The sequence below is a fragment of the Acidovorax sp. FG48 genome (genome assembly GCF_057809085.1).
This window is the reverse complement of sequence record NZ_JBMDJH010000001.1, coordinates 78675-104354: the sequence shown is the minus strand read 5'-3', so window position 1 is coordinate 104354 and position 25680 is coordinate 78675. Positions and strand designations below refer to the sequence as shown.

Annotated in this window: 24 protein-coding genes; 13 read left to right on the top strand and 11 right to left on the bottom strand. The window is 66.9% G+C overall.

The annotated features are described in order from the left end of the window. Nucleotides 1–28: 28 nt before the first annotated feature. The 4 genes from ACODSU_RS00495 to ACODSU_RS00480 form a co-directional block, all read right to left on the bottom strand. Nucleotides 29–250 carry a hypothetical protein gene (locus tag ACODSU_RS00495; RefSeq protein ID WP_488839263.1) on the bottom strand — a complete coding sequence of 74 codons (222 nt, stop codon included), beginning with the start codon at nucleotides 248–250 and terminating at the stop codon, nucleotides 29–31. Between the two features lie 174 nt (nucleotides 251–424). Next, on the bottom strand, nucleotides 425–1399 hold the full coding sequence (locus ACODSU_RS00490; protein WP_488839940.1) for an IS5 family transposase: 975 nt from the start codon (nucleotides 1397–1399) through the stop codon (nucleotides 425–427). A 110-nt stretch (nucleotides 1400–1509) separates the two neighbouring features. After that, nucleotides 1510–1815, bottom strand: coding sequence for a hypothetical protein (locus tag ACODSU_RS00485; RefSeq protein ID WP_015016202.1), 306 nt, complete (start codon nucleotides 1813–1815; stop codon nucleotides 1510–1512). Nucleotides 1816–1900: 85 nt separating this feature from the next. Continuing rightward, complete coding sequence (locus ACODSU_RS00480) at nucleotides 1901–2839, bottom strand: LysR family transcriptional regulator (RefSeq protein WP_291441876.1); 939 nt, start codon at nucleotides 2837–2839, stop codon at nucleotides 1901–1903. Nucleotides 2840–2956: 117 nt separating this feature from the next. Here ACODSU_RS00480 and ACODSU_RS00475 point away from each other — a divergent pair, with 117 nt between their 5' ends. After that, the gene (locus ACODSU_RS00475; RefSeq protein ID WP_488839261.1) at nucleotides 2957–3598 is read left to right on the top strand and encodes a glutathione S-transferase family protein; all 642 of its coding nucleotides are present in this window, start codon (nucleotides 2957–2959) and stop codon (nucleotides 3596–3598) included. Beyond that, nucleotides 3595–4596 carry a pyridoxamine 5'-phosphate oxidase family protein gene (locus ACODSU_RS00470; RefSeq protein WP_488839259.1) on the top strand — a complete coding sequence of 334 codons (1002 nt, stop codon included), beginning with the start codon at nucleotides 3595–3597 and terminating at the stop codon, nucleotides 4594–4596. The genes ACODSU_RS00475 and ACODSU_RS00470 overlap by 4 nt, the downstream gene beginning before the upstream one ends. Here the strand turns inward: ACODSU_RS00470 and ACODSU_RS00465 are convergent. The 4 genes from ACODSU_RS00465 to ACODSU_RS00450 form a co-directional block, all read right to left on the bottom strand. Further along, nucleotides 4560–5480, bottom strand: a complete 921-nt coding sequence (locus tag ACODSU_RS00465; RefSeq protein ID WP_488839257.1) for a TIGR03915 family putative DNA repair protein — start codon at nucleotides 5478–5480, stop codon at nucleotides 4560–4562. The genes ACODSU_RS00470 and ACODSU_RS00465 overlap by 37 nt on opposite strands. A 15-nt stretch (nucleotides 5481–5495) precedes the next feature. Further along, the gene (locus tag ACODSU_RS00460; protein WP_488839255.1) at nucleotides 5496–6779 is read right to left on the bottom strand and encodes a putative DNA modification/repair radical SAM protein; all 1284 of its coding nucleotides are present in this window, start codon (nucleotides 6777–6779) and stop codon (nucleotides 5496–5498) included. 136 nt (nucleotides 6780–6915) lie between these two features. Continuing rightward, entirely contained in the window at nucleotides 6916–7761 is an 846-nt protein-coding gene (locus ACODSU_RS00455; RefSeq protein ID WP_488839253.1) for a class III extradiol dioxygenase family protein, read from the bottom strand. 119 nt (nucleotides 7762–7880) lie between these two features. Beyond that, nucleotides 7881–8231 carry a protocatechuate 4,5-dioxygenase subunit alpha gene (locus tag ACODSU_RS00450; RefSeq protein ID WP_488839251.1) on the bottom strand — a complete coding sequence of 117 codons (351 nt, stop codon included), beginning with the start codon at nucleotides 8229–8231 and terminating at the stop codon, nucleotides 7881–7883. Nucleotides 8232–8304: 73 nt separating this feature from the next. Here ACODSU_RS00450 and ACODSU_RS00445 point away from each other — a divergent pair, with 73 nt between their 5' ends. Further along, nucleotides 8305–9258, top strand: coding sequence for a LysR family transcriptional regulator (locus ACODSU_RS00445; protein WP_488839939.1), 954 nt, complete (start codon nucleotides 8305–8307; stop codon nucleotides 9256–9258). Here the strand turns inward: ACODSU_RS00445 and ACODSU_RS00440 are convergent. After that, complete coding sequence (locus ACODSU_RS00440; RefSeq protein ID WP_488839249.1) at nucleotides 9241–10116, bottom strand: gamma-glutamyl-gamma-aminobutyrate hydrolase family protein; 876 nt, start codon at nucleotides 10114–10116, stop codon at nucleotides 9241–9243. The two genes, ACODSU_RS00445 and ACODSU_RS00440, sit on opposite strands and share 18 nt — an antisense overlap. Nucleotides 10117–10409: 293 nt before the next feature. Between ACODSU_RS00440 and ACODSU_RS00435 the strand changes: the two genes are divergently transcribed. From ACODSU_RS00435 to ACODSU_RS00425, 3 genes are all read left to right on the top strand, one after another. Beyond that, nucleotides 10410–13979, top strand: coding sequence for a TonB-dependent receptor domain-containing protein (locus tag ACODSU_RS00435; protein ID WP_488839247.1), 3570 nt, complete (start codon nucleotides 10410–10412; stop codon nucleotides 13977–13979). 10 nt (nucleotides 13980–13989) lie between these two features. Continuing rightward, nucleotides 13990–15972 (top strand): CHASE2 domain-containing protein, encoded by a 1983-nt coding sequence (locus tag ACODSU_RS00430; protein WP_488839245.1) that lies wholly within the window; start codon nucleotides 13990–13992, stop codon nucleotides 15970–15972. Between the two features lie 128 nt (nucleotides 15973–16100). Beyond that, nucleotides 16101–16457 (top strand): HPF/RaiA family ribosome-associated protein, encoded by a 357-nt coding sequence (locus ACODSU_RS00425; protein WP_488839243.1) that lies wholly within the window; start codon nucleotides 16101–16103, stop codon nucleotides 16455–16457. A gap of 135 nt (nucleotides 16458–16592) precedes the next feature. Here ACODSU_RS00425 and ACODSU_RS00420 read toward each other — a convergent pair whose 3' ends face one another. Both ACODSU_RS00420 and ACODSU_RS00415 read right to left on the bottom strand, forming a co-directional pair. Beyond that, a complete protein-coding gene (locus tag ACODSU_RS00420) occupies nucleotides 16593–17558 on the bottom strand; it encodes a PDR/VanB family oxidoreductase (protein ID WP_488839241.1) in 966 nt (321 codons plus the stop codon). Further along, entirely contained in the window at nucleotides 17555–18610 is a 1056-nt protein-coding gene (locus ACODSU_RS00415; protein ID WP_015016190.1) for an aromatic ring-hydroxylating dioxygenase subunit alpha, read from the bottom strand. The genes ACODSU_RS00420 and ACODSU_RS00415 overlap by 4 nt, the downstream gene beginning before the upstream one ends. A gap of 251 nt (nucleotides 18611–18861) precedes the next feature. Between ACODSU_RS00415 and ACODSU_RS00410 the strand changes: the two genes are divergently transcribed. The 7 genes from ACODSU_RS00410 (at nucleotide 18862) to ACODSU_RS00380 (ending at nucleotide 25636) form a co-directional block, all read left to right on the top strand. Further along, nucleotides 18862–19638: a GntR family transcriptional regulator gene (locus ACODSU_RS00410; RefSeq protein ID WP_488839239.1), complete on the top strand. Its 777-nt coding sequence runs from the start codon at nucleotides 18862–18864 to the stop codon at nucleotides 19636–19638. A gap of 145 nt (nucleotides 19639–19783) precedes the next feature. Further along, nucleotides 19784–20968, top strand: coding sequence for an ABC transporter substrate-binding protein (locus tag ACODSU_RS00405; RefSeq protein ID WP_015016188.1), 1185 nt, complete (start codon nucleotides 19784–19786; stop codon nucleotides 20966–20968). A gap of 318 nt (nucleotides 20969–21286) precedes the next feature. Next, nucleotides 21287–22159 (top strand): branched-chain amino acid ABC transporter permease, encoded by an 873-nt coding sequence (locus ACODSU_RS00400; protein WP_108497911.1) that lies wholly within the window; start codon nucleotides 21287–21289, stop codon nucleotides 22157–22159. After that, nucleotides 22159–23154, top strand: coding sequence for a branched-chain amino acid ABC transporter permease (locus tag ACODSU_RS00395; RefSeq protein ID WP_488839237.1), 996 nt, complete (start codon nucleotides 22159–22161; stop codon nucleotides 23152–23154). The genes ACODSU_RS00400 and ACODSU_RS00395 overlap by 1 nt, the downstream gene beginning before the upstream one ends. A gap of 1 nt (nucleotide 23155) precedes the next feature. Beyond that, complete coding sequence (locus ACODSU_RS00390; RefSeq protein ID WP_488839236.1) at nucleotides 23156–23929, top strand: ABC transporter ATP-binding protein; 774 nt, start codon at nucleotides 23156–23158, stop codon at nucleotides 23927–23929. Continuing rightward, the gene (locus tag ACODSU_RS00385) at nucleotides 23922–24647 is read left to right on the top strand and encodes an ABC transporter ATP-binding protein (RefSeq protein ID WP_488839235.1); all 726 of its coding nucleotides are present in this window, start codon (nucleotides 23922–23924) and stop codon (nucleotides 24645–24647) included. Before ACODSU_RS00390 ends, ACODSU_RS00385 begins: the two co-directional genes overlap by 8 nt. Nucleotides 24648–24655: 8 nt before the next feature. Beyond that, on the top strand, nucleotides 24656–25636 hold the full coding sequence (locus ACODSU_RS00380; RefSeq protein WP_488839233.1) for a tripartite tricarboxylate transporter substrate binding protein: 981 nt from the start codon (nucleotides 24656–24658) through the stop codon (nucleotides 25634–25636). Nucleotides 25637–25680: the final 44 nt, after the last annotated feature.

Here is a 25680-nt window from a genome sequence, read left to right as displayed (position 1 = left end):
GCTTTTTTGTTGGGCACAGCGTCGTGAATTACTTGGCGGCTTCAGGCTTGGCGGCGTCGGCCTTTTTCTCTGCCGCTGCCTTGGTCTTCTTGGCCTTTGTCTTCTTCGCCGCCTTCTTTTCGGCAGGGGCCGATGCGGGGGCTGCGGCGGCCTTCGCGGGAGCTGCTGGTGTTGCGGGAGCCGCAGGGGCTTGGGCAAACGACGCGGTCACAAAGAAACCAGCGAGCAGGGCAGCGAGGAGCTTGTTCATGAGAAATCCTTTCAGATCGGATAACCGCCCGACACAGCGTCGGACTTAGGGCAACGCTGAACAAGCTGTCGTAACTTGCCATGCGGCACTGAACGACGCAGTTTTTTGGAAGTTGTGGCTTCTTGTGCCGCCCATTTGGGCAGTTCGCGGGGCGTTGAGGCCCGATTCCCGCCCTTACGGGCGCACCTGTCCCAGCAAGCACCCTCGGGCAAGGTAGATGTTGGCCAGTGCCAAGGCCGTGAACGCACGCGTGGCGTTCTTTTGCAGCCCGCGATAGCGCACCTTGCCAAAGCCCCACAGCCGTTTGACCACCCCGAATACATGCTCCACGCGAGCGCGGATGCGGGACTTGTTGCGGTTCTTGGACCGCTGCGTTTCATCGACCACCCCGCACCTGCGTGTGCGCTGGTTGGTGAAGTCTTTGGCTTGGGGCGCTTTGCCCCAGATCAGAGCCTTCTGGCCGGCGTAGGCCGAGTCGCCGTACACGCGCTGTTCGTTGCCATGCAGCAGATCGGGCAGCGGGTGTTTGTCGTGCACGTTGGCCGCCGTCATCACAGCGCTGTGCGCCAGCCCGCTTTGACTGTCCACGCCAATGTGCAGCTTCATGCCGAAATACCACTGCTGGCCCTTGCGGGTCTGGTGCATCTCGGGGTCTCTGGCCTTGTCTGTGTTCTTGGTGGAGCTGGGCGCTGCGATGATGGTGGCGTCCACGATGGTGCCGGTGTTGACCTTGATGCCGCGCGCCTGCAGTTCCTTGCCCACTCGTGCGAACAGGGCTTCGCCCAACTTGTTTGCATTGAGCAGCCGACGGAACCTGAGCATCGTGGTCGCGTCGGGCACGGGTGCACAGCCCAAGTCAATGCCGACGAAGCGACGCAGACTGGCACTGTCGTAGAGGGCCTCCTCACACGCCAGGTCGGCGAGATTGAACCAATGCTGGATGAAGTGGACGCGCAGCATGCGCTGCAGTCCAATGGGAGGACGCCCATTGCCGGCCTTGGGGTAGTGCGGTGCGATTTCTTCGCACAGCGCCGCCCAGGGCACCAGCGAATCCATAGTCTTGAGGAATTCGTCGCGCCGCGTAGGCTTACGGTGTTGTTCAAAGCCCAACTGCGCGTCGGCTGCCATAGCAAGGGTCTGCTGCTTCAGGGCCCAGTAATTTACCCAGGCTGGAGCAGCAGCGGAGACTTTTTCAGCATTGCCTTAGGCGCAAAAAAGCCCGCAACGCGGGCTTTTTTTGTGGGGTGCAGCGTCGTGAATTACTTGGCGGCTTCAGGCTTGGCGGCGTCGGCCTTTTTCTCTGCCGCTGCCTTGGTCTTCTTGGCCTTTGTCTTCTTCGCCGCCTTCTTTTCGGCAGGTGCCGATGCGGGGGCTGCGGCGGGCATTGCTGCAGGCTTGGCCTCGGCGGCTGGGGCCGCAGGGGTGGCGGGCGCGGCCGGTGTGGCAGGGGTCGCTGGTGCGGCGGCCTTCGCGGGAGCTGCTGGTGTTGCGGGAGCCGCAGGGGCCTGGGCAAACGATGCGGTCACAAAGAAACCAGCGAGCAGGGCAGCGAGGAGCTTGTTCATGAGAAATCCTTTCAGATCGGATAACCGCCCGACACAGCGTCGGACTTAGCTATGCAACGGCCCTCGCCGGTGGCGCGATGACAGGTTACGAAGTCATTGGCAACAAGGCGTTACCGCGCCCCAGGCCGCGTCCGTTCAGCACCGGCTCCTTGCTCAGGCGCTCGCGTGCCCATTCCACAAACGCGCGCACCTTGGCCGGGGCCCGCCGCCCTGCGGGGTACACGATGTGCACGGGCACAGGGGGCAGTTCGTGCTCGGCGAGCACGATGCGCAGCCGCCCGGCGCGCAGGCTGGCTGCGGCCTGGTAAGCGAGGCAACGGGTCAGGCCGATGCCCGCCTCTGCGGCGGCAATGTCCACCTCGTTGCTGTTGCTGATCCAGGTGAACTGCGGCTGGCCGGTGGCGCCATCGCGAAACTTCCAGGGCGCGGGCGTGCGTGCGTCAAACGCGAAGCCGATGGCGCGGTGGTTGCTCAGGTCTGCTGGGTGGCGTGGCCTGCCGTGTTGCGCCAGGTAGGCGGGAGACGCCACCACCAGGCGGCGCAGCGCGCCCACCTGCACCGCAGTGAGGCCCGAGTCGGGCAGGGGCGCGATGCGGATGGCCACGTCCATGCCTTCATCGAGCAAATGCACCAGCCGGTTGACGAACAGCGTGCGCACCTGCACGCGCGGCTGGGCCTGCAAAAAGCCCTGCACGATGGGCGCCACATGCTGGATGCCGAACATTTGCGGCGCGGTGACGGACAGCAGGCCCTGGGCCTCGGCCTGTGCACCGCTGGCGGCCTGCTCGGCCTCGTGCAGGTCGTTCAGGATGGGGCGGCAGTCTTGCAAGAAGCGCTCGCCCGCCTCGGTCAGCCGCACCATGCGCGTGCTGCGCTGGAACAGCAGCACACCCAGCCGCGCCTCCAGCGCCGCGATGGCGCGCGTGACGGCCGTGGCGGAGCAGCCCAGCCGTCGCCCCGCCACGGCAAAGCCGCCCGCATCGGCCACGGTCACAAAACAGCGCAGGGTGTCGAGATAGTCCATGCGATCCATTATTGCGAAAGACGCAATTATGAAAAGCGTTGTCTGGTGATTCACATCGCAGCTTGCAATAGCTATCGTCGAGCCATCTTCCCTTTCACCCACCGACGAGGCTCCTCCATGTTCCCCACCACCCCGCTCCAGCTCTACCGCATGCCCATCTCGGGCCACTGCCACCGTGTGGAGCTGATGCTGTCCCTGCTCGGGCTGCCCTATGAAGTGATCGACGTGAACCTGCTGCGCGGTGAACACCAGCGCGCGGAGTTTCTGGCACTCAACCCGCTGGGCCAGGTGCCCGTGCTGGTGGACGCTGGCCAGGTGCTGGGCGACAGCAATGGCATCCTGGTGTACCTGATGCAGCGCTACGCCCCCGGCAGTGCCTGGCTGCCGCAAGACGCTGTGGGGCAGGCGCAGCTGCAGCGCTGGTTCAGCCTGGCGGCGGGCTTTCTGGCGCCGGGCATTGCCGGGCCCCGGTTTGCCACATTGACGGGCCGTGCCGTGAACGAGGTCGCGCAGGCCACCGGCAAGCGCCTGCTCGCCTTCATGGAAGAGGAGCTGCAGGGGCGGGCCTGGTTGCTCGGGGGCTCGGCGCCCAGCCTGGCGGATGTGGCCATGGTCAGCTACACCTCGCAGGCGCACTTGGCGGGGTTGCCGCTGGATGCCTACCCGCGCATTGCGGCCTGGGTGGCGCGCATGCAGGCGTTGCCGGGCTACCCGGTGCTGGCCGACCAGCTGCCCGCGGCCGAGCAGGTGGCGGCATGACCACCGCCGAGATCGCTGCATCGGTTGCGGTGCCGGTGCCCCCCGAGGCATTCCACCCTGGCGAGCAGGCCCTGCAGGCGCGCGTCGGGGTGCGCGAGCGCATGGCGGCCGTGGGGGCCATGGTGCTGCGCGACCACATGCCCGACCAGCACCGCGAGCTGTTTGAAAAGCTGCCCACCTTGCTCCTGGGGGCGCTGGATGACCAAGGCCAGCCGTGGGCCACCATGCTTGCCGGCCCGCCCGGTTTTGTGCACACCCCCGATGCGCAGCGCATGCGCATCGCCACCGCGCCGGATTCCAAGGACCCGGTGCTTGCACACCTGGCGCCTGGCGCGGCCGTGGGCGTGCTGGGGCTGGAGCCGCACACCCGGCGGCGCAACCGCATGAACGGGCGGGTGACGGCGTTTGGCGACGACGGCCTGGGCGTGCAGGTGGTGCAGAGCTTCGGCAACTGCCCCAAGTACATCCAGGTTCGCGAGCCCGGCCTGCGCGCAGCGCTGGTTGCTCCGGGCCCGTTGCAGTGGCTGGGCGCCGAGCTGAACGAAGCCGCCATCGCGCGCGTGCAGCGAGCCGACACGCTGTTCATCGCCAGTGCCTCGGCGCCGCGCCCCGGCGCCGGGCACAGCGAAGGCGTGGATGTATCGCACCGGGGCGGCGAGCCGGGCTTTGTGCAGGTGGCGCGCACGAAGGCTGGTGTGGTGCTGAGCCTGCCGGACTACCCGGGCAACCAGTTCTTCAACACCCTGGGCAACCTCACCCTGCACCCGCTGGCAGGCTTGCTGGTGGTGGACTATGAAGAGGGCGGCTTGCTGCACATTGCAGCGCAGGCCGAGGTGCTGTGGGACCGCGCAGCGCGTGCCGCCTGGCCTGGCGCACAGCGCGTGTTGCGCCTCACGGTGCTGCGCGCCCTGTGGCGGCCGCAGGTGTTGCCGTGGCGCTGGACACCGGCGGTGTCGGCCCCTCAGTTCCGGGTGATGCGCGAGGCGGCGCTGGGGTGAAAGGATCCCGCCCCTGCGGCGGGCTGCGAACGCGGCGATGATGCTGCGATGCGCCTGCGTGGCACGGTGGCCTCGGCCTCCACCATCTTTGCGCTGCGCTCGTGCGCGGTCTGCGTCAGCTCGGTGATGAGCGCGGCCTCGGGCAGGTTGTGCCAGTAGCGTGTGGGCATCTCCTTTTTCATCATGGTGAGCTTGAGCCGTGCGGGGTTGAAAATGTGGCGGTAGTAGGTGAGCCACAGCGCCTCGCCCGCATCGGGCGGCGGTGCGTCGCTGCGCTGCGCGCCGGGGCCGGTGTGCAGCTGCTGGCCGTCCCAGCGCACGCTGGCGTCGGGCGTGAGGATGGCCCAGCGCATCTGCGTGAAGCGGCGGATGAAGAAGCCCGCATTAGCCTCGGTGATGTAGTGGTCGGGCTCGAACCAGGCCATGTGCAGGGTCTGCCCATCGGGTTCCACCACAGGCCGAAAGCGCACAAAGGCGTGCATCTTGTGCATGTCGCGCCGCACGGCACGCACCATGTGGTGGGTCAACATGCGGTCGGCGTCCAGCGGGTCGTGCCGCGCGGCTTCGGCTTCATGGCCGCCTTGCGCCATGCGCCACAGCAGGCGATACATCAGTGCAAAGCGGGCGGGGTCGCGGTGCAGGATGAGCTGCTCGCACAGGTGCACAAAGTCGGGGGGGACGCGCAGCGTGGGGGCCTCGGGGGCTGGCGGCGGAAGGTTGTTTGGGCTGTGGAGGTCGGGCGCAAACAGGTCTTCAGCGGCATCGGCCTGGCAGCGCCAGTCCACGGCTTGTGGGGGCACATTGGCTTGCACCAGGGCGCGTGCGGCGGTGCGAAAGCCTTGCCAGTCGGTGGGGTGCTCCAGCGTGATGGTGTGGCGCTGCATGTGTTCCGCTCCGGCTCAAAACAGGCTGCGTTGCACTGGCGGCGGCGCCAGTTGCGCAGCCAAGTCTGCAGCCTCCAAAGCACGGCCGGGGCGGTAGTCGGCCGCCTCCACAAACGGCAGCACCTTCTTGAGCGGCACATGCAGCCGCGCCAGGTCGGCATGCCGCAGGCGGCGCACGCGGCGGGCCGCCAGCAGGCGGTCTACCGTCTGCACGCCAAAACCAGGCACGCGCAGCAGCAGTTCGCGCGGGGCGGTGTTGAGGTTGACGGGGAAGCGCTCGCGGTGCGCCAGCGCCCACGCCAGCTTGGGGTCCATGTCCAGCGCCAGCATGCCGATCTGGTTGCCTTGGCTGGGCGGCACGATCTCGTCGTGGGTGAAACCATAAAAGCGCATCAGCCAGTCAGCCTGGTACAGCCGGTGCTCACGCACCGTGGGCGGCGCGGCCAGCGGCAGGGCGCGGGCGGCATCGGGGATGGGGCTGAAGGCCGAGTAGTACACGCGCCGCAGCCGGTGCGTGCCGTACAGCCGCGCGCTGGTGGCGAGGATGGTGCGGTCATCCGTCGCATCCGCCCCCACGATCATCTGCGTGCTTTGCCCGCCGGGCGCAAACAGCGGCACGCTGGCCCGGCGCGTGGTGCGCGATTGCGGCATCGACACGATGGCCTGTGCGGCTTGCTCTTTACGTGCCGCGCGCGATTCGCCAATGTGCACGGCCATGCGGGCCATGGACCGGTCGATGGCCGCGCTGTTTTTCTCGGGCGCCAGGGCCGTGAGGCTCTCGGCGGTGGGCAGCTCGATGTTGATGGACAGGCGGTCCGCATAGCGGCCTGCGCGCTGCATCAGCTCGGGTGATGCATCGGGAATGGTCTTCAAGTGGATGTAGCCGCGAAAGTCGTGCTCCTCGCGCAGCACGCGGGCCACCTCCACCACCTGTTCCATGGTGTAGTCGGGGCTCTGGATGATGCCGCTGGAGAGAAACAAGCCCTCGATGCAATTGCGGCGGTAAAAGTCCAGCGTGAGCTGCACCACCTCATCGACAGTGAAGCGCGCCCGGGGCACGTTGCTGGTCACGCGGTTCACGCAGTACAGGCAGTCGTACTGGCAGAAGTTGGTGAGCAGAATCTTGAGCAGCGAGATGCAACGCCCGTCCGGCGCGTAGCTGTGGCAGATGCCCATGCCCTCGGTCGAGCCCATGCCGCGCCCGCCCACCGAGTTGCGCGGTGCAGCGCCGCTCGATGCACACGAGGCGTCGTACTTGGCCGCGTCGGCCAGGATGGCGAGTTTGGACTGTAAATTCACTGTATGAATTTACAGTAAATTCAGTGCCTGACGCCAGCCTGGGGTCAAGCGAGGGCAATGGATTGCTCTTGATTTGATAGCTGCAGGCGCTTGATTTACTAGCGCATACAGTCAAAAACACCCAAAACTTTCTCTTTTACACAGCTTCCAGCGCCATCACCGCCGTCGCCGTGTTCGAAATCGGGATGTGGTAGTTGCTGTGCACCCGCCGCACGCCCGCGCTGGCGGTGGCGAGGGCCCCGCGCATCGCCAGCCACATGAGCAGCTCCACGCCCTGGGTGCCGGTCTTTTCCACCAGCTCGTGCACGCTGAACTGCGTGGCCCATTCGGGGTTGGTGGTCAGGCTTTCGATGAACTGCAGGTCAAACGCCTTGTTGATGAAGCCCGCGCGCTCGCCGTCGAGCTGGTGGCTGAGGCCGCCCGACGCAATCACCGCCACCTTCTTGTCGCTGTCCCAGCTCTGGATCGCCTGGCCCACGGCCTTGCCCAGCGCGTAGCAGCGTTTGGCTGACGGCAGCGGGAACTGCACGGTGTTGATGCACACCGGCACCACCGTCACGGGGCAATCGACTTCGGGCCAGAAGAGCTTGAGCGGCAGTGTGCAGGCGTGGTCTACCAGCATCTCCTGGCAGGTGGTCACGTCAAATTCCTGGGCGATCAGCGTGTTGATGAGGTGCCACGACAGGTCCACCTCGCCCGGGAAGGGCGGCAGCGTGGGGATGCCCCAGCCTTCGTCGGCGTTGTTGTATTGCGCCGCCGCACCCACGGCAAAGGTGGGCATCTTGTCGAGGAAGAAGTTCAGGCCGTGGTCGTTGTAGAACATCACCACCACGTCTGGCTTCTTCTCCCCCAGCCACTGGCGAATGGGCGGAAAGCCGTCGAAGAAGGGCTTCCAGTAAGGCTCGTTCTGCAGGCCCTTGTGGATGGCGTTGCCGATTGCGGGGATGTGCGAGGTGCCGAGGCCGCCGATGAGTTGTGCCATTTCGTTTTCCTGATGAAGGTTGTTTTGGCGTGTGTTGTTCAGGCGGCGCCGGGCCGCCCCAAGCCGCCCGAGGCCCCCTTGGGGGGCAGCGAACCACACGCAGTGGGGAGCGTGGGGGCTCAGTCTTTTCCGGCTGCGACCAGCATGGCCTTGAATTCGTCTTTGGTCATGCCCGTCTGCTGCGCGCCGATGTCCTGCATGTCCAGCTTGAAGATGCCCGCAAACTTGGCCAGGTAGTAGGCGTTGCCGCCTGCAGCGATGAGCTGCAGCACGTTCTTCGCGCGGATGGCGGCCGCCTGCTGTTCGTTCAGGCCGTACTTGCGCATGTACGCCTCTTCGTCGGCCAAAAAGGCCTTGCGGTTGGCCTCGTCGTTGAACGAGAAGCACATCTTGTTCAGCGCATAGCCCTTGCGGGCCTGGTCGCCATCGAACGGCGTGGTGCCGGGGATGGGGGGCAGTGGGGAAGGCATGGTGTCTCCAGGTCTTGATGTAAGTCAGTGCAGTGTCGCGACGCCATTGCCAAAGATGAAGCCAGAAAACATCATCGAATGCATGAGCAAATTCGATGGATCGCAGCTGGACGGCCACCTGCTGAAACTGCTGCTGGCGGTGCTGGAGACGGGCAGCATCACGGCAGCGGCCGAGCGCCTGGGCGTCACCCAGTCGGCCGTGAGCCATCTGCTCGACAAGCTGCGCGCCATCACCGGCGACCCGCTATTTGTGAAGCGCGGGCGCGGGATCGTGCCCACCGCACGGGCCGAGGCATTGGCCCAACCTGCGCGCGACATGCTGCACCAGATGCAGCTCTTTGCCCAAGGAGCCGCGTTTGACCCGCTGCATTGGCAGACCGAGCTGACCATTGCGGCCAACGATTTTCAGCGCGATCTGCTGCTACCGGCGCTGGCGGCACGCCTGCGCAGCGCCGCACCGGGCGTCACGCTGCGCATCGTGCCCAGCGGTGCCCCCAGTGCCGAGCTGCTGCGCTCCGACGCGTGCCAGCTGGTCATCAGCCCCCGCCCGCCGGAGGGCACCGACATCGTGCAAAAGCGCTTGTTGGAGGATCAATACCGCGTGTTCTACGACCCCGCCGTGCGCAGTGCTCCGCTGTCAGAGACCGAGTACCTGGCCGCGGACCACGCCACCGTGGCCTACGAGGCGCGCCGGGGGCTGGAGCTGGACCAGCTGCTGGAGGCGCGCGGCGTGCGCCGTCGCATGGTGGTGCGTGTGCCGGGTTTTGCGGCCCTGCCCGCGTTTGTGCGGGGGACTGCGCTGCTCACTACCGCGCCGTCGCTGATGGGGCGCACCGCCTTGGCAGCGCTGGCGCATGTGCCGGTGCCAGTGGCTTGCCCCAGCCTGCCCATGTACCTGATCTGGCATGTGCGCTACCAGCAGGACGCGGCGCACCGCTGGTTGCGGGCACAGCTGCAAGACGTGCTGTTTGCGGTGTTGCCGCCGGGCAGTGGTGCACCGGCGTCTGCGTCAGTTGCGCTGCCGTGACAGTGCTTGACGCAGCCGCCGCGCGGCCCGCTCCCGCAGCGAGGGCGCGGGGCGCGCCGCAGGTCGCGGGTGGGCCTTGGCTTGTTCGCAAGCCGCCAGAAAGTCATTCAGGATGGCGGTGTCGTCCAGCGTGTCCGAGCCCTGCTTGTGGAATTCCGGGTGCCATTGCGTGGCCGCGATGTAGCCGCGCCCTGGTGCCGGCTTGAGGCGAATCGCCTCGGGCACGCCATCGGGTTCGCTCAGGGCCTCGACCACGAACTCCGGCGCCACCCGCTTGATGCCCTGGTGGTGGATGCTGTTGACCCGGGCGCGTGGCATGTTGGGGTACAGCTTGGCCAGGTGCGAGTCCGGCAGGATCTGGATGTCGTGGAAGTGCTGGTCGTAGGTGGTGGCGTTGCGGTGCTGCTGCGCGCCGGGGTGCTGGGTCTCGATGTCCTGGTACAGCGCGCCGCCAAAGGCCACGTTGATGAGCTGCAGGCCCCGGCACACGCCAAAGATGGGCTTGCCCACCTGGGCAAAGGCTTTGACCACGGCCAAGTCGTACAGGTCGCGCACACGGTCGCCCACCCACTCCTCGCGCAAGGGCTCCTCGCCATAGTTGCCCGGCCAAACGTCGGCGCCCCCGTGCATCACGATGCCGTCCAGCCATTCGGCGTAGTGGTCCAGCGTCACGTCGCCACGCGCGGTCTCGCCCGTGGGGCACGGCACCATTACCACCATGGCACCGGCCGACATCAGCCAGTGGGCGATGGACTGCTCGACATATTGCAGCGTCTTGCCCGTGAACAGCGGGCGTGCAGGGTCGGCGTGTTGAAAGCAGGCGGACAGGCCAATCTTGAGGCGGGGGGCAGCAGGCATGGGGGAAAGCTCCGGGCAGCGCTTGTGCGCGTCATTTCTGCAGTTGTAGCACTGCGCCCCCTGTGGCGTCTGTAGGAAAGGGCCGTGCGGAGCCGCGCGTCGCCTCCATGGGATGGCGGGGCGCGTAAAGCGTCACAACCTGCAACGAAATGTGGCTTTCTTCATGAAATGTGTCCGCATCGCGCTGGGGTGACGGCGGATTTTGTGAGGGTGCTGGCCATAATTTCGGCACACCCGGTGCCAGGGAGGGGCGCCGGGTGGCGCGATGCACGCCTTCCCCGAAAGCAGAAAAAATGCCCCATCCAACATTCCGTTTGTCCGCCTTGGCCGCGCTGGTGGCCGCGACAGCCGCCGCCTGTCCGCTGCTGGCCAAGGCCACCGTGCCCGCTGGTGCCGCGGCCGAGATCATCAGTCTGCAAGGTACCGGTGACCAGCGTGCGGCCTCCGCAGCCGACTGGGGGCCTGCCAAGCTGGCCCAGGCCCTGGCCCAGGGCGACTTTGTGCGCACGCGGCAGGCCGCCAAGATGGCGCTGCTGTTTGCGGACGACACCCAGCTGCGCCTGCATCAAAACACGGTGCTGCAGGTCAAGGGCGTGGCCACTCCGGCGCAGCCGGTGACCACCTTGCTGCTCAATGCCGGCCGTGCGTGGACGCAGACCAAGCGCGCCGACGGCAGCCGCCTGAACCTGGAGACACCGGCCGCGACGGCGGCCATCCGGGGCACCGACTGGGACATCAGTGTGGAGGACGACGGCCGCACGTTGATCACCGTGCTCTCGGGCACGGTGGAGTTTTCCAACGCGCAGGGCTCGGTGTCGGTCGGCGCCAACGAGGCGGCGCTGGCCGAAGTGGGCAAGGCCCCGGTCAAGCTGGTGCTGAGCCAGCCGCGCGACCGCATCCAGTGGGTCAACGCGTTGCGGGCCGACCCGGTGCCCCACCTGTCGGCCGAGGCCGTGCCTGCAGCACTGGTGCCCGTGCGGGATGCCCTGGCAGCGCGCGACCTCGCCGCAGCCCGTGCGGCACTGGCGCAGGCGCGCACCATGGCCGCGCCCGCCTGGGTGGATGTGTTCGATGCGGCCGTGGCCCTGCAGGCGGGCGACCTGCTGGCCGCGCGCGGATCGCTGGCACGGCAGGTGGCTGCCGCCAACGCCGCGCCGCTGCCCGCGTGGCTCATGCAGTCCGACGTGTTGCTCATGGAGGGCGATGGGGCTGCTGCGGCCGACACGCTGCGCGCTGCGCTCCAGCGCTGGCCCGCCCACCCGGCGCTGGTGGCGCAACTGGCACGGGTGCAGATATTGAGTGACCGTGTGGACGAAGCAGCTGCCACCCTGGCCCCCGCGCAAGGCACGGCCCACCCAGACCTGGCGCTGGTCCGCGCCGAGCTGGCCAGGCGTCGGGGCGATGCGCCCGGCACACTGGCGGCCTATGCCGAGGCCCAAACGTTCGCACCGGGCGATGCACGCGCCTGGCAAGGCCTGGGCAGTGCACATGCCGAGCGCGAAGACCCGCGCCCCGCCCGCGAGAACCTGCGGCGCGCGCTGCAGCTGTCGCCGCAATCGCCCGGCGCCTGGGGCGAGCTGGGCACGCTGGAAACTTTTGTGAACAAGTTCACCGAGGCGGGTCAGGCCTTTGCCACCGCGCTGGGCGACAACCCGGCGGACTATGTGGCGCTCACAGGCCAGGGCTTGCTGCACCTCAAGCAAGGGCAGCCGGATGCCGCGTTGGATGCGTTCTTGCGGGCGGGCGTGATGGAGCCCCGCTATGCCCGCGCCAAGACCTGGACCGCCGTGGCGTACTACCAGCTGGGCCGCCACCAGGACGCGCTGACCACCTTGCAGCAGGCCACCGTGCTCGACGACAAGGACCCGGTGCCCTACATGCTGCTGGCGCAGATCCACACCGATCTGTTCCAGCCCGGCGAAGCGGTGGAGGCCGCGCGCGCTGCCGTGGCGCGCATGCCGTACCTCAAGTCGCTCAACCAGGTGGCCAACGACCAGAAGGGCAGTGCCAACCTGGGCGCATCGCTGGCGTTCTTTGGCATGGAAGACTGGGCGCTGGAGATGGCGCAGCAGAGCTTCTACCCCTACTGGGGCGGCAGCCATCTGTTCATGGCGGACCGTTATGCGGGCGAGTTCAACAAGAACTCGGCGCTGTTTCAGGGCTTTCTGACCGACCCCATGGCGTTTGGCGGCAGCCAGCTTTTTTCGCCGCTGCTGCAGCAGCCCGGCAGCCACGGATCGGTGGGCGTGACACTGGACCGCGAGTTCTACCGCATGCGTGCGCCAGCCGTCACCCTCAATGGACTGGACAACAGCCATGTGCCGGTGTCGTGGTTCTTCAAAGCACAGACGGCTTCTGTGACCGACTTTCCGTTTGATCTGCTCAACAATCAGGCACCGGCAGTGCGCGGAGGCTATGGTGATCTGCGGGGCCGTGCGATGACCGCAGGGGTCGGCATGCAGCCCACCGAGCGCATCAACTTTTTTGCCTATGTAAACCAGTCCGACGCCCGTATGCGCAGCCAAAACCTGTTTGAAACGTCTTTCGACAACACGAACACCCAGGGCGCACTGGGAATGGCGTACCGCTGGGGCCCCACGGAGCAGACGTGGCTGAAGGTGGGACGCAGCGTGCAAAAGCTCACTCTGCAGGGATATCCCACTGTGTTTATCGAGCCGCCCTTTGTGACGCTGATGGGCGTGGGGAGCGAGCCCAAGAAGCAGTTCAACGATCTGCAAATTCGCCACACCGTGGACACCGCCCCAGGCAGTCGTTGGAGTGCGACGCTGGAGCATGTGAGGGAGCGTCAGAACAACCTGATCGACGGTGTGGCCGCTGTAGGTGCGGATATTCCGGGAGTCGGTCCCTACCGGGATGTGCTGGCGGTGGCAGGGTACAACCATGTGGATCGCCGCTACACCGGCCTCACCCTGGCCACCACGCAGCGTCTGGACCCAGCGTTGACCTTGGACGCCGCGCTGGGGCTGCAGCAAATCCGCCACCGCGTGGATGGCCTCACGCAGAGCTATCTGGTGGGACTGGATGCCCTGAGCGAAGACCAGGCCCGCCGCGCGGACACCGAGCGCGTGGTCACGCCGCGCCTGGGTGCGGTGTGGCAGCCTGCGGCGGGTACCACGCTGCGCGTGGCGTACCAGGACTGGCTTCGGCCTCTGAGCGTCTCCACCCTCGCCAGCGTGGAGACCGCAGGCATTCCCGTCGAAGACCGGCTGGTCGAAGCCGGTGGCCGCCACAAGCGCACGGTGGCGCAACTGGGTATGGAGGTGGGGGCCAACACCTTCGTGGGCCTGCGCGCCGACCATCTGCGGGTAAACAACCCCGGCACCGTTGGGGTGGATCTGCGCACCCCCAGCCTGCCGTTCCTCGAAGAAATGCGCAACGCGCAACTGGTCAATCTGTCCACCAGCGATCTGCTCGAAGACACGCCAAGCTTTGAGCGGGGCACGCTGCAGACCCTGGGTGGCACCGTCAACCACATGTTCAGCCGCCGCTGGTCGGGCTACGCCAAGTACCTGTACCAGCACAGCGAAAGCCGCACGATCGATGGCGGTGCCGAGGTGGTGGGGCGCATTCCCTACATTCCGCGCCACACCGTCGCGCTGGGCGCCACCTGGGCCAGCGCGCAGCGGCTGTACTTGAGCGCGCGTGCGGTGTACCGCTCGGAGCGGTTTGAGGACAAGGAGAACCTCACGCGCCGCGCGCCGGGCTGGGGGGTGGACCTGATGGGCTTCTGGGAAACGCAGGACAAGCGCTGGGTGGTGGGCGTTGCGGCCTTGAACCTGTGGGCGCCCAAGTCCGACCGGCAAAAAGCCCGCTATGTTCTGGATGCGCGCTACCGTTTCTGATCGGGCAGCAATGCCGCAGGCCCGGCAGCGCCAGCGGTGGCTCTCGCTGGCGGCGGGCGTGCTGGCGCTGCTGCTGGTGGGGGCCGCCACGCTCAGCCGCACCTGGCACGTGCTGGAGTTCAAGACCTTTGACGTGATGACGGCGCTGGCGGCCCCCCACCGCACGACCGCGCCGGTGGTGGTTCTCGCGATCGACGAGCCCACGTTTCAGGAGCTGCAGCAGACCTGGCCGTTTCCGCGCAGCGTGCATGCGGCGCTGCTGGAGCGGCTGCGCGCCGACGGCGCCCTGGCCGTGGGGCTGGACATTGTTTTTGCCGACCCCACCACCGAGGCCGAGGATGCCGCACTGGACCGCGCCATTGCCCAGGCGGTGCAAGGCTTGCCGGTGGTGCTGGCCTCCACCCGCGAAAAGATCGACAGCGCCAATGCCGCGCTGTGGATGGACATTCAGCCGCTGCAGCGGCTTCTGGATGCGGGCGCCGATGCGGGCGATGCCGGGGTGGAGCCGGACGACGACTTTGTGGTGCGCCGCGCCCCCGCCGCGCGCGAGGGCTTTGCACTGCGGCTGGCTCAGCGCGCAGCGGAGGCACTAGGGCAGCGGCCCGCACTGCACCACTTCGACTGGATCGGCTACCGGGGACCGCGTGGCACGTTTGACACGCGCTCGTACTACCAGGCGCTGGAGCCGGGGCTGCTGCCTGCGGGGTTCTTCAAGGGCAAGATCGTGCTGGTGGGGCGCTCGGTGCGCACCGCCACCGAGCTGTCGCACTCGCAGGCCGACCTGTTCAACTCGCCGTTTGGCACGGCGGGCGGTGAGCGGCTTTTCCCGGGGGTGGAGCTGCAGGCCACGCTGCTGGACAACTACCTCACCGGCGGCGGGCTGCGCAGCGTGTCGGACGCATGGACCCTGGTGATCACCGTGCTGCTGCTGCCTGTGCTGCTCTGGGCCAGCCGACGGCTGCACCCGGCGGGCGCGGCGGCGCTGACGGCGGCGCTGGTGGTGGCCATGGGCGCCGTGTCGTGGGGGCTGTTTGCCGGCCTGCGCCTGTGGTGGCCGCCGCTGCTGCCGGCGGTGGCGGCGGTTGCCATTTATGGAGCGGCCGCGCTGGTGGGCTATGCCGTGGTGCGCCAGCGCGCGCGCCACACGCGGGCGATGTTTGCGCAGTACGTGCCACCCGCGGTGGTCTCTCGCCTCATTGCGCAGCCCGAGCTGATGCGCCTGGGTGGCGAGGCGCGCGAGGTCACGCTCATGTTCACCGACCTGGCCAACTTCACCACGCTGTCCGAGCAGCTCAGTGCCGAGCAGACGGTGGAGGTGCTCACCGGCTACTTCAACGCCATGACGCCGATCGTGCACGCCACGGGCGGCACTGTGGACAAGTTCATTGGCGACGCGGTGATGGCCTTCTGGGGTGCGCCGCTGGACGACCCGCGGCATGCCGAACACGCCGTGGCCGCCGCCATCGCCATGCAGCAGGCCATGCAGGCGCTGGTGGCCGACCTGCGTGCGCGCGGCCTGCCACCCATCCACATGCGCATCGGGCTGCACACGGGGCGCGTGGTGGTGGGCAATGTGGGCTCGGACCAGCGCTTTTCGTACACGGCGATTGGTGACGCAGTGAACCTGGCGGCTCGGCTGGAGGGCGCCAACAAGGCGTTTGGCACCGGCATCCTGCTGTCGGCCGCCACTGCAGCGCAGCTGCCGCCTACGGTGACGTTGCGTGCGCTGGACGATGTGATCGTCAAGGGCAAGAGCGAGCCCGTGCGCGTGTTCACGCCATGCGAGGATGCTGCGGTGCGCGATGCCAGCCTGGCCGCGTTGAACGCCTTCCATGCGCGCGACTGGCCCGGGGCCGAGGCACAGCTGGCAACGGTGCTGGAGCGGCTGCCCGGAGACCCGGCCGCTACCCGCCTGCTGGCGCGTGTGAATGAAGCGCGGGGGTTGCCTGCCGATGCGCCCTGGCAGGCCGCCGTGGCGCTCGACAAACTGTAAGAGCCTGTGGACCATCCCCCGCGACATCGTCACCAGGCTCTCTACATCCTTTGACATGTATTCACCGGGGATATGGATGCCGGTGCCATGATGGGGCCTTCGCAACTTCATCAGGAAGGACCCTCCCCATGCAAGTACAAGTCAATACCGATGACCACATCCACGGCGGCGATTCCCTGGCCCGCTGGATCACGGACGAGTGCAAGAGCCGGCTGTCGCGCTTTCAGGACCATGTGACACGGCTGGAGGTGTTCCTGAGCGATCTGGATGCCGGCAAGTCGGGCGCCAATGACAAGCGCTGTCGCATCGAGGCGCGCGTCACCGGCCGCCAGCCTGTGACCGTGACCGATGAAGCCGACAAGATGGCCAATGCCTTCATCGGCGCGGCCGACAAACTGGCCCGCGCCCTCGACACCGACCTGGGCCGCGTGAAAGACCGCAATGGCCGCGAGACCATCCGCGCAGCGGCTGCGGAACAGGAATAGTCAGAATCTTTGAGCCGAATTGGCTCCAAGCGCACGATTCATATGCGCTGGTAGCTATCAATTCAGGAACAAATGAAAAAGGCGCTGCAGCCCAAAGCCTGCAGCGCCTTTTTGCTGGATTGGGGCTGTTGGCGCCTACAGATCCAGCACCAGCAGCTTGCTGCGCGCGCGCGAGCAGCACGGCATGAACTGCTCGTTGGCCGCCTTTTCCTCATCGGTCAGGTACATGTCGCGGTGGTCCACCTCGCCTTCCAGCACGCGCGTGAGGCAGGTGCCACACACGCCCTGCTCGCACGAGGTCAGGATGTCGATGCCCTCCTTGCGCAGCGCCTCCACCACCGACACATCGGGCGCAATGGGGTAGACCTTGCCGGTGCTCGCAATGCGCACCTCAAAGCCCTGGTCGCCCGAGGTGTCCTGCGCCGGGGCGCCAAAGTATTCCAGGTGGATGTGGTCCTGCGCCCAGCCCAAGGTCTTGGCGGTGGTCACCACATGGTCGATGAAGCCGGCCGGGCCGCACACATACAGCCGCTTGTCGGGGCTGGGGGCTGCCAGCACGGCGGCGGTGTCCAGCTTCTGCTCAGGGGCGCCTGCATCGAAGTGAAAGTGGGCATGGGGCGCAATCGCCGATGCGGCAATCTCGGCGGCAAACGCCGTGCGTTCGGCAGAGCGGGTGCAGTAGTGCAGCGCAAAGTCGGCACCGGTGCGCGCCAGCCGGTCGGCCATGCACAGCAGCGGCGTCACACCGATGCCGCCAGCCAGCAGCAGCGTGCGCTGTGCGGGGTGCAGCGCAAAGTGGTTGCGCGGCGTGCTGATGGTGATCACATCGCCTTCGTGCACGCTGTCGTGCATGGCGACCGAGCCGCCGCGCGATGCCGGGTCGCGCAACACGGCGATGCGGTAGCGGTGCGACTCGTGGGAGGCGTTGCACAGCGAGTATTGGCGCACCAGGCCGCCCGGCAGGTGCACATCGATGTGCGAACCCGCGCTGAACGGTGGCAGTGCGGCACCGTCCAGTCGCGCCAGCTCATAGCTGGCGATGCCCTCGGCCTCGACCCGCTTCTGGACGACGCGGACCTGCAGCGTCTCCTGCGCGGTCATGCGGCCACCGCCTGGGCTGCGGCCGGAGCACGCTCGGCAGCCAGCAGGCGGTCCAGAATCTTGCGCGACTGCACGCCGCCCGCATCGATGTTGAGCATGAGCAGCTTGCGGTCAGGGTAGCGCAGCAGGTTCTCCTGCTGCAGTTCCAGCATCTGCTGGTCTTCGGCAAAGATCTTGCCCTGGCCGTCGCGGATCTGGGTGGTGAGCGACGGGTCCTGCGGTTTGAAGTTGCGCGCCATGCCCCAGAAGTAGTGGATCGACGTTTCGGTCTCGGGCGTGATGAAGTCCACCACGATGCTCGACGCCTTCTTGTCGGCCGGTGCGTTGTAGCCGCCGTGGCCAGCCAGCGCCACGCCCACCTCGATCAGCACATGGCTGGGGGGCGTGAAGTGGCAGATCTGCCAGCGGTCCACCAGCTGGTCATCGGGCAGGCCGTTCATGCGCAGCGCCATCTTCCAGAACGGGGGGGCTTCAATGCCTTCCATGAAGCGGCTGGTGATCACCTCGTCGCCCTCCACGCGGGTCTTGCAGGGCACCTCGTCGATTTCTTTCTGGCCGATGCTGGTGGAGTGCACATAGGTCTCGTGCGTCAGGTCCATCAGGTTGTCGATCATCAGGCGGTAGTCGCAGGCAATGTGGTACAGCCCTCCGCCGTAGGCCCACTCGGGGTTGTTGGCCCAGGGCAGGTGGTGGATGGTGGCGGGGTCGGCCTTGTCGGCGTCGCCAGGCCACACCCAGATGAAGCCGTAGCGCTCCACCACCGGAAAGCTGCGCGCCTTGGGGAACCCTTGCACGCGCTGGCCAGGCATGGACACCGACTTGCCGGTGCATTCCACCCGCAGGCCGTGGTAGCCGCATTGCAGATGGCCTTCGCACACCGTGCCCAGCGACAGCGGCGCGCCCCGGTGGGGGCAGAAGTCGTCCAGCGCGGCGACCTGATCGGGCGCGGGACGGTAGAACACGATCTTCTCGCCGCAGATGGTGCGGCCCAGGGGCTTGTCCGCGATCTCGTCGGGCGTGCAGGCTACGTACCAGGCGTTCTTGGGATACATGGTTGTCTCTCTCCGTGGGTGGAAGGTGTTGTCGCAGTCTTGGTATACAGCCCGGGTTCAGATCGCGGCTGGCGTAGCGCAATTGTGCGGAAAAGGAGATTTTCTGTATACATAAGAAAGCAGTAAAACAGCTATCTCAGTTCTTTATATCTCGTAAGCTGTTGTTTTGTAATGGTGCTTCACGAGAATGGGTGGAAGCTGTCCTGATTTCTGTATACATTGTGGTGGCTCAATTCAATCCATCACCCGCCATGAACCTGTCCGACCCCCTGAGCATCGCTCCACCGGCCGAGGCTGCCGAGGCGGGCGCCTCGCAGGCCGTCAAGGCACAACTGCGCCTGCGCGAGATGATCCTGGCGGGCGAGCTGCCCGGCGGTGCCCGCATCGCCGAGCTGACGCTCGTCGAGAAGCTGGGCGTATCGCGCACGCCGATCCGCGCCGCGCTGATGCGGCTGGAGCAGGAGGGGCTGCTGCACCGGCTGCCCGGTGGCGGCTACGCCGTGCGCACGTTCTCTGAAACCGATGTGGCCGATGCGATTGAGCTGCGTGGCACTATGGAAGGCTTGGCCGCGCGCCTGGCGGCCGAGCGGGGCGTGGCCCCCGCGCTGCTGGCCGAGGCCCATGCGTGCCTGGACGCCATCGACGCCACGCTGGCCCCCTCCACGCTGGATGACGAGGGTTTCTCGCGCTATGTGGAGCTGAATGCGCGGTTCCACCTGCTGCTCAGTCGCATGGTGGGCAGCGACGTGGTGGCGCGCGAGCTGGACCGCGTCAAGGGCCTGCCGTTTGCGTCGCCCTCGGCGTTTGTGGTGGTGCAGACGCATTCGGCCCAGGCGCGCGACATGCTGGTGGTGGCGCAGGACCAGCACCGCCAGGCGCTGGACGCCATCGAGCGGCGCGAAGGCGCGCGGGCCGAGGCCATCCTGCGCGAGCACTCGCGCATCACCCGGCGCAACCTGCTGGCGGCGGTGCAGGCGTCGCAGGTGCAGGGCTTGCCCGGTGTACAGCTGATCCGCGAGCGGGCATAACGGCCGGTGCAAGCGTCCAGAGTGTCTTGAGTTATTGCATTTGGTAATACCTGAATGCTCGAATTTGCGCTTGTGAAATAACCCAGCCCACGCCAAACTCCCGCCAGCATTTTCTGTATACAACGACTTTCCACAGGAGACAACGATGCAAAAACGCCACCTTCTTCGTGCCTCGGCCGCTGCCGCCATTGCGCTCTCCACCGGTCTGGCCGTGCTGCCCGCCGTGGCGCAGGACAACGTGTTCAAGATCGGCCTGATCCTGCCCATGACCGGCCAGCAAGCCACCACCGGCCGCCAGATCGAAGCCGCGGCGCGCCTGTACATGGCCCAGAACGGCGACACCGTGGCCGGCAAGAAGGTGCAGCTCATCATCAAGGACGACACCAGCCTGCCCGACGTGACCCGTCGCCTCGCCCAGGAGCTGGTCGTCAACGAAAAGGTCAACGTGCTGGCTGGCATGGGCATCACGCCCTCGGCCATGGCCACCGCCCCGCTGGCCACGCAGTCCAAGACACCCCTGGTGGTGATGGCCGCCGCCACCTCCAGCATCACCGAGGCATCGCCCTACGTGGTGCGCACCAGCTTCACGCTGCCGCAGGTGTCGGTGGCCCTGGCCGACTGGGCACCCAAGAACGGCATCAAAAAGGTGGTCACGCTGGTGAGCGACTACGGCCCCGGCATCGATGCCGAAAAGTTCTTCAACCAGCGCCTCACTTTCAACGGCGGCCAGGTGACCGAAGCCCTGCGCGTGCCGCTGCGCAACCCCGACTTCGCCCCCTTCCTGCAGAAGGTGCGTGACGCCAAGCCGGATGCGCTGTTCGTCTTTGTGCCTTCGGGCGCAGGCGCTGCGGTGATGAAGCAGTTCCTGGAGCGCGGCATGGACAAGGCCGGCATCAAGCTCATCGGCACCGGCGACGTGACGGATGACGATCAACTGAACGACATGGGCGACGGCGCGCTGGGCGTGGTCACCTCGCACCACTACTCGGCCGCGCACCCCTCGCCCATGAACAAGAAGTTTGTGGAAGCCTTCGAGAAGGCCAACAAGGGCCTGCGCCCCAACTTCATGGCCGTGGGTGGCTATGACGGCATGCGCGTGATTTACGAAGCGCTCAAGACCACCAAGGGTGCCGGCGGCGGTGACGCCCTGCTGGCCGCCATGAAGGGCCAGATCTTCGAAAGCCCGCGCGGCAAGGTGTTCATCGATGCGCAGACCCGCGACATCGTGCAGGACGTGTACCTGCGCAAGGTGGAGCGTGTGAACGGCCAGCTGTACAACGTGGAGTTCGACGTGATCAAGGACGTCAAGGACCCCGGCAAGACTAAATAAGCCCCCCTGAGCCGCGACCCGCTCGGTGTGTCCGCCAGATGCGGCCACTCTTCGTTGCCGTCCAAGCCTGCGCAGGCAGGCTCGGAGCCGCGGCACTCAGCCCCCAAGGGGGACGCCGCCAGCGCGGCGGGGCGGCCCTTGCGCGGCGGCCGCTGGTCTGGGCCGCGCCAGTATTTACGGGCAGGCTCCCTCTCGATCCGTTCGGGCGGAGCCTGTCGAAACCGGTGGCCGCAGGTTGAACGTCCGGCTTTGGTGATTCGTCGCACTTCCACAGCCCTGAGCAGGGTGGTGCACTTTTGTCTTCAATGAAGTGATTTCATGCTGACCATTCTTTTCGACGGCGTTGCCTACGGCATGCTGCTGTTCATCCTGGCAGTAGGCCTGGCCGTGACCATGGGGCTGATGAACTTCATCAACCTCGCGCACGGGGCCTTTGCCATGGCGGGGGGCTACATCACCGTGCTGCTCATGCAGCGGCTGGATGTGCCCTTCCTCGTCTGCCTGCCCATCGCCTTTGTCGGTACGGCCGTGCTGGGCGGCGTGCTGGAGCGCACGCTGTACCGGCCGCTGTACCACAAGGCCCACCTGGACCAGGTGTTGTTCTCCATCGGTCTGGTGTTCATGGCCGTGGCCAGTGTGGACTACTTTGTGGGCTCCACGCAGCAGATCATGCAGCTGCCCGAATGGCTCAAGGGCCGGACCGAGATCGGCAGCGGCGCATTCACCCTGGGCATGGGCCACTACCGCCTGTTCATCATCGCGGTGTGTGCGGCGCTCACCGTGGGCCTGCAATACGTGCTCACCAAAACCCGCTTCGGCAGCCGCCTGCGCGCCAGTGTGGACGATCAGCGCGTGGCTGCAGGCATGGGCATCAATGTGAACATCGTGTTCCTGTCCACCTTCGCTTTTGGCTCCGGCCTGGCAGGCCTGGGCGGTGCGCTGGGCGCTGAAGTGCTGGGGCTCGACCCGAGCTTTCCGCTCAAGTTCATGATCTACTTTTTGATCGTGGTGGCCGTGGGCGGCACCTCGTCCATCACCGGCCCGCTGCTGGCCGCCTTGCTGCTCGGCATTGCCGACGTGGCGGGCAAGTACTACATCCCCAAGCTGGGCGCCTTCATCGTGTACAGCCTCATGATCCTGATCCTCATCTGGCGCCCGCAGGGCCTCTTTGTGCGCAAGGGGGGCAAGTGATGGCGAACCCGCAAAACACCCTGCTGCAGGCCCGGCGCTTTCGCTGGTGGGAGCCCGTGCTGTGGCTGCTGGCCTTTGCCGCGCCGCTGGCGTTGCCCAGCCATGCGCTCATCATCAACGAGATCGCCATCGTGGCGCTGTTCGCGATTTCGCTGGACCTCATCCTGGGCTACACCGGCATCGTGTCGCTGGGCCATGCGGCTTTCTTCGGGCTGGGAGGCTACGCGGCCGCGCTGTTTGCCAAGCATGTGATGCCCGACCCGCTGGTGGGCCTGGCCGTGGGCATTGGCGCGGCCACCGTGCTGGGCGCCGTGGCGTCGCTCACCATCATGCGCGGCACCGATCTCACCCGCCTCATGGTCACGCTGGGCGTGGGACTGGTGATGCTGGAGCTGGCCAACAAGCTCGACTGGCTGACCGGTGGCGCCGACGGCCTGCAGGGCGTGATGATGGGGCCGGTGCTTGGCCAGTTCGAGTTTGACCTGTACGGCCGCACGGCCGCGTGGTATTCGCTCACCGTGCTGCTGGTGTTCTTCCTGCTCGCGCGGCGCATCGTGCAGTCGCCTTTTGGTGCCACGCTCAAGGCCATCCGCGACAACCGGCTGCGCGCCATGGCCATCGGTATCCCCGTGACGGCCAAGCTGGCGCAGGTGTACACGCTGGCCGCTGCGCTGGCCGGTGCCGCGGGCGCACTGCTCACGCAGACCACGGGCTTTGCCTCGCTCGACCTGTTCGAGTTTCACCGCTCGGCCGACGTGATGCTGATCCTGGTGATCGGCGGCGTGGGCTGGCTGTACGGCGGCATCCTCGGCGCCATTGGCTTCAAGCTGCTGCAGGACGTGATCTCGTCCATCACACCGCAGTACTGGACCTTCTGGGTGGGCTTGTTCCTGGTGGTGCTGGTACTGGTCGGGCGTGACCGTCTGTTCCGCCCCTGGACCTGGTTTGGCGCCGGTCGCAAGGCCGGGGCCGCCTCCAAAGTAGGAGGCTATTGATATGAACACGACAACCTCCACCACCGTGCTGTCGGCGCAAGGCCTGGTCAAACGTTTTGGCGGCATCACGGCCACCAACAACGTCACGCTGAACCTGCAAAAGGGCGCACGCCATGCGCTCATCGGCCCCAACGGCGCAGGCAAGACGACGCTCATCAACCTGCTGACGGGCGTGCTGGAGCCCACCGAAGGCTTCATCACGCTCGAAGGGCAAGACATTACGCGCCTGGCGCCACACCAGCGCGTGCAACGCGGCATGGTGCGCACCTTCCAGATCAACCAGCTGTTCGACACGCTCACGCCGCTCGAAACCTTGGCGCTCACCGTTTCGCAGCACCAGGGCCTGGGCGGCAAGTGGTGGCAGCCGCTGGGCGCGCGCAAAGCGGTCAATGAGCGCTGTGAACAACTGCTGGAGCAGTTCCACCTCACGTCCGTGATGGCCGAGGAAACGCGCGTGCTGGCCTACGGCAAGCGCCGCCTGCTGGAGATTGCGATTGCGCTGGCCTGCGAGCCGCGCGTGCTGCTGCTCGACGAACCCGTGGCCGGTGTGCCCGCCGGCGAGCGTGAGGAACTGCTGCAGACCGTGGCGGCCCTGCCCGCCGATGTCTCGGTGCTTTTGATCGAACACGATATGGACCTGGTTTTCAGCTTTGCCAACCGCATGACGGTGCTGGTCAACGGCACCGTGCTCACCGAGGGCGACCCGGACACGATTGCGAACGACCCGCAGGTGAAGGCCGTGTATCTGGGCCATGGGGAGGACGCCCATGTCTGAGCTGCTACGCATTGAAGGCCTGAGCGCAGGCTACGGCGAAGCCGTGGTGCTGCAAGGTATTTCTCTGGCCCTGCCCGAAGGCGACACGCTGGCCCTGCTGGGCCGCAACGGCACGGGCAAGACCACGCTCATCAACACGCTGGCCGGCGCCACGCGCCAGCACGCGGGCACGGTGAGCCTGGGCGGCGTGGCCCTGCATAAGCTGCCGCCGCATGAGCGTGCGGCAGCCGGCATCGGCTGGGTGCCGCAAGAGCGCAACATCTTCAAGTCGCTGACCGTGCACGAGAACCTCACGGCCGTGGCCCGCCCGGGCCGCAAAGGCTCCACCGCGCGGCCGTGGACGCCCGAGCGTGTGTACGAAATGTTCCCCCGCCTGGCCGAGCGCCGGGCGAACCTGGGTACGCAGCTCTCCGGCGGCGAGCAGCAGATGCTGGCCGTGGGCCGCGCGCTGGTGCTCAACCCGCGCCTGCTGCTGCTCGACGAGCCGCTCGAAGGCCTCGCGCCCATCATCGTGGAAGAGCTGCTGCGCGCCATCCGCCGCATCACGCGCGAAGAGGGCCTGTCGGCCATCATCGTGGAGCAGCATCCGCAGGCCATCCTGGCCATCTCGGACCACGCCGCTGTGCTGGACCGGGGCACCGTGGTGCACACCGGCAGTGCGGCCGAACTGAGCGCGCAGCCCGAGCTGCTGGACCGCCTGCTGGGCGTGGCCAGGTAGCACGCACCATGGGCAGCGCCATGCACCGCAGAACCCTCCTGGCATGGCTGGCCGCGTCGTTCGGTGGCGCCGCCAGCGCGCAGGCCGCTTTTCCCTCACGCCCGCTGCGCATCGTCGTGCCCAATGCGGCGGGCGGCGCGGCCGACATCACGGCGCGCACGGTGGGCCAGAAGATCGCCGGCCCGCTGGGGCAAAGCGTCGTGATCGAAAACAAGCCCAGCGCGGGCGGTGTGGTGGCGGGCGAGCAGGTGGCCCGCGCCGAGCCCGATGGCCACACGCTGCTGCTGGTGAGCAGTGGCACGGCGGTGAGTGCGGCGCTGTTCCAGTCGCTGCCGTTCGACACGCTCAAGGACTTTGCGCCCGTCTCCCTGCTGGCCACGTTTGACCTGGCTGTGGTGGTGAAAGAAGGCGGGCGTTTTGCCACCCTGGCCGAGTTGTTGGCCTACGGCCGCGCGCACCCCGGCAAGCTCAACATCGGCACGCCGCAGATTGGCACCACGCAGAACCTGGCGGCCGAGCTGTTCAAGGTGACGGCGGGCATCGATGCGCAGGTGGTGCCCTTCAACGGCACGCCGCCGGTCATCACGGCCCTGCGGGGCGGCGAGATCGACGTGATGATCGACATCCTGGGTGGCCTCATGCCGCAGATCGGCGCCAAGGCCCTGCGGCCGCTGGCCGTGATGGGCGCGCAGCGGGCGCCGCAGCTGCCCGATGTGCCCACGGTGCGCGAGAGCGGCGGGCCACTCGCGGGCTTCAACGTCACGTCGTGGAACGGCCTGGCCGTGCCTGCCAAGACGCCCGCCGCCGTGGTGGAGCGCCTCTCGCGCGAGGTGCAAGCCGCGCTGGCCCAACCCGATGTGAAAAAGCGCCTGCTGGAACTGAATCTGAATGCCCAGGGCAGCACCCCCGCGCAGCTGGGCGAGCACCTGGCCGCCGATGTGCGCCGCTGGAGCGACGTGATCGCCAAGGCCAAGATCGCGCGCCAGTGAGCGCTGCCGCTGCGGCTCGTTGGCGGTGGTGAAAGGCGGAAAGG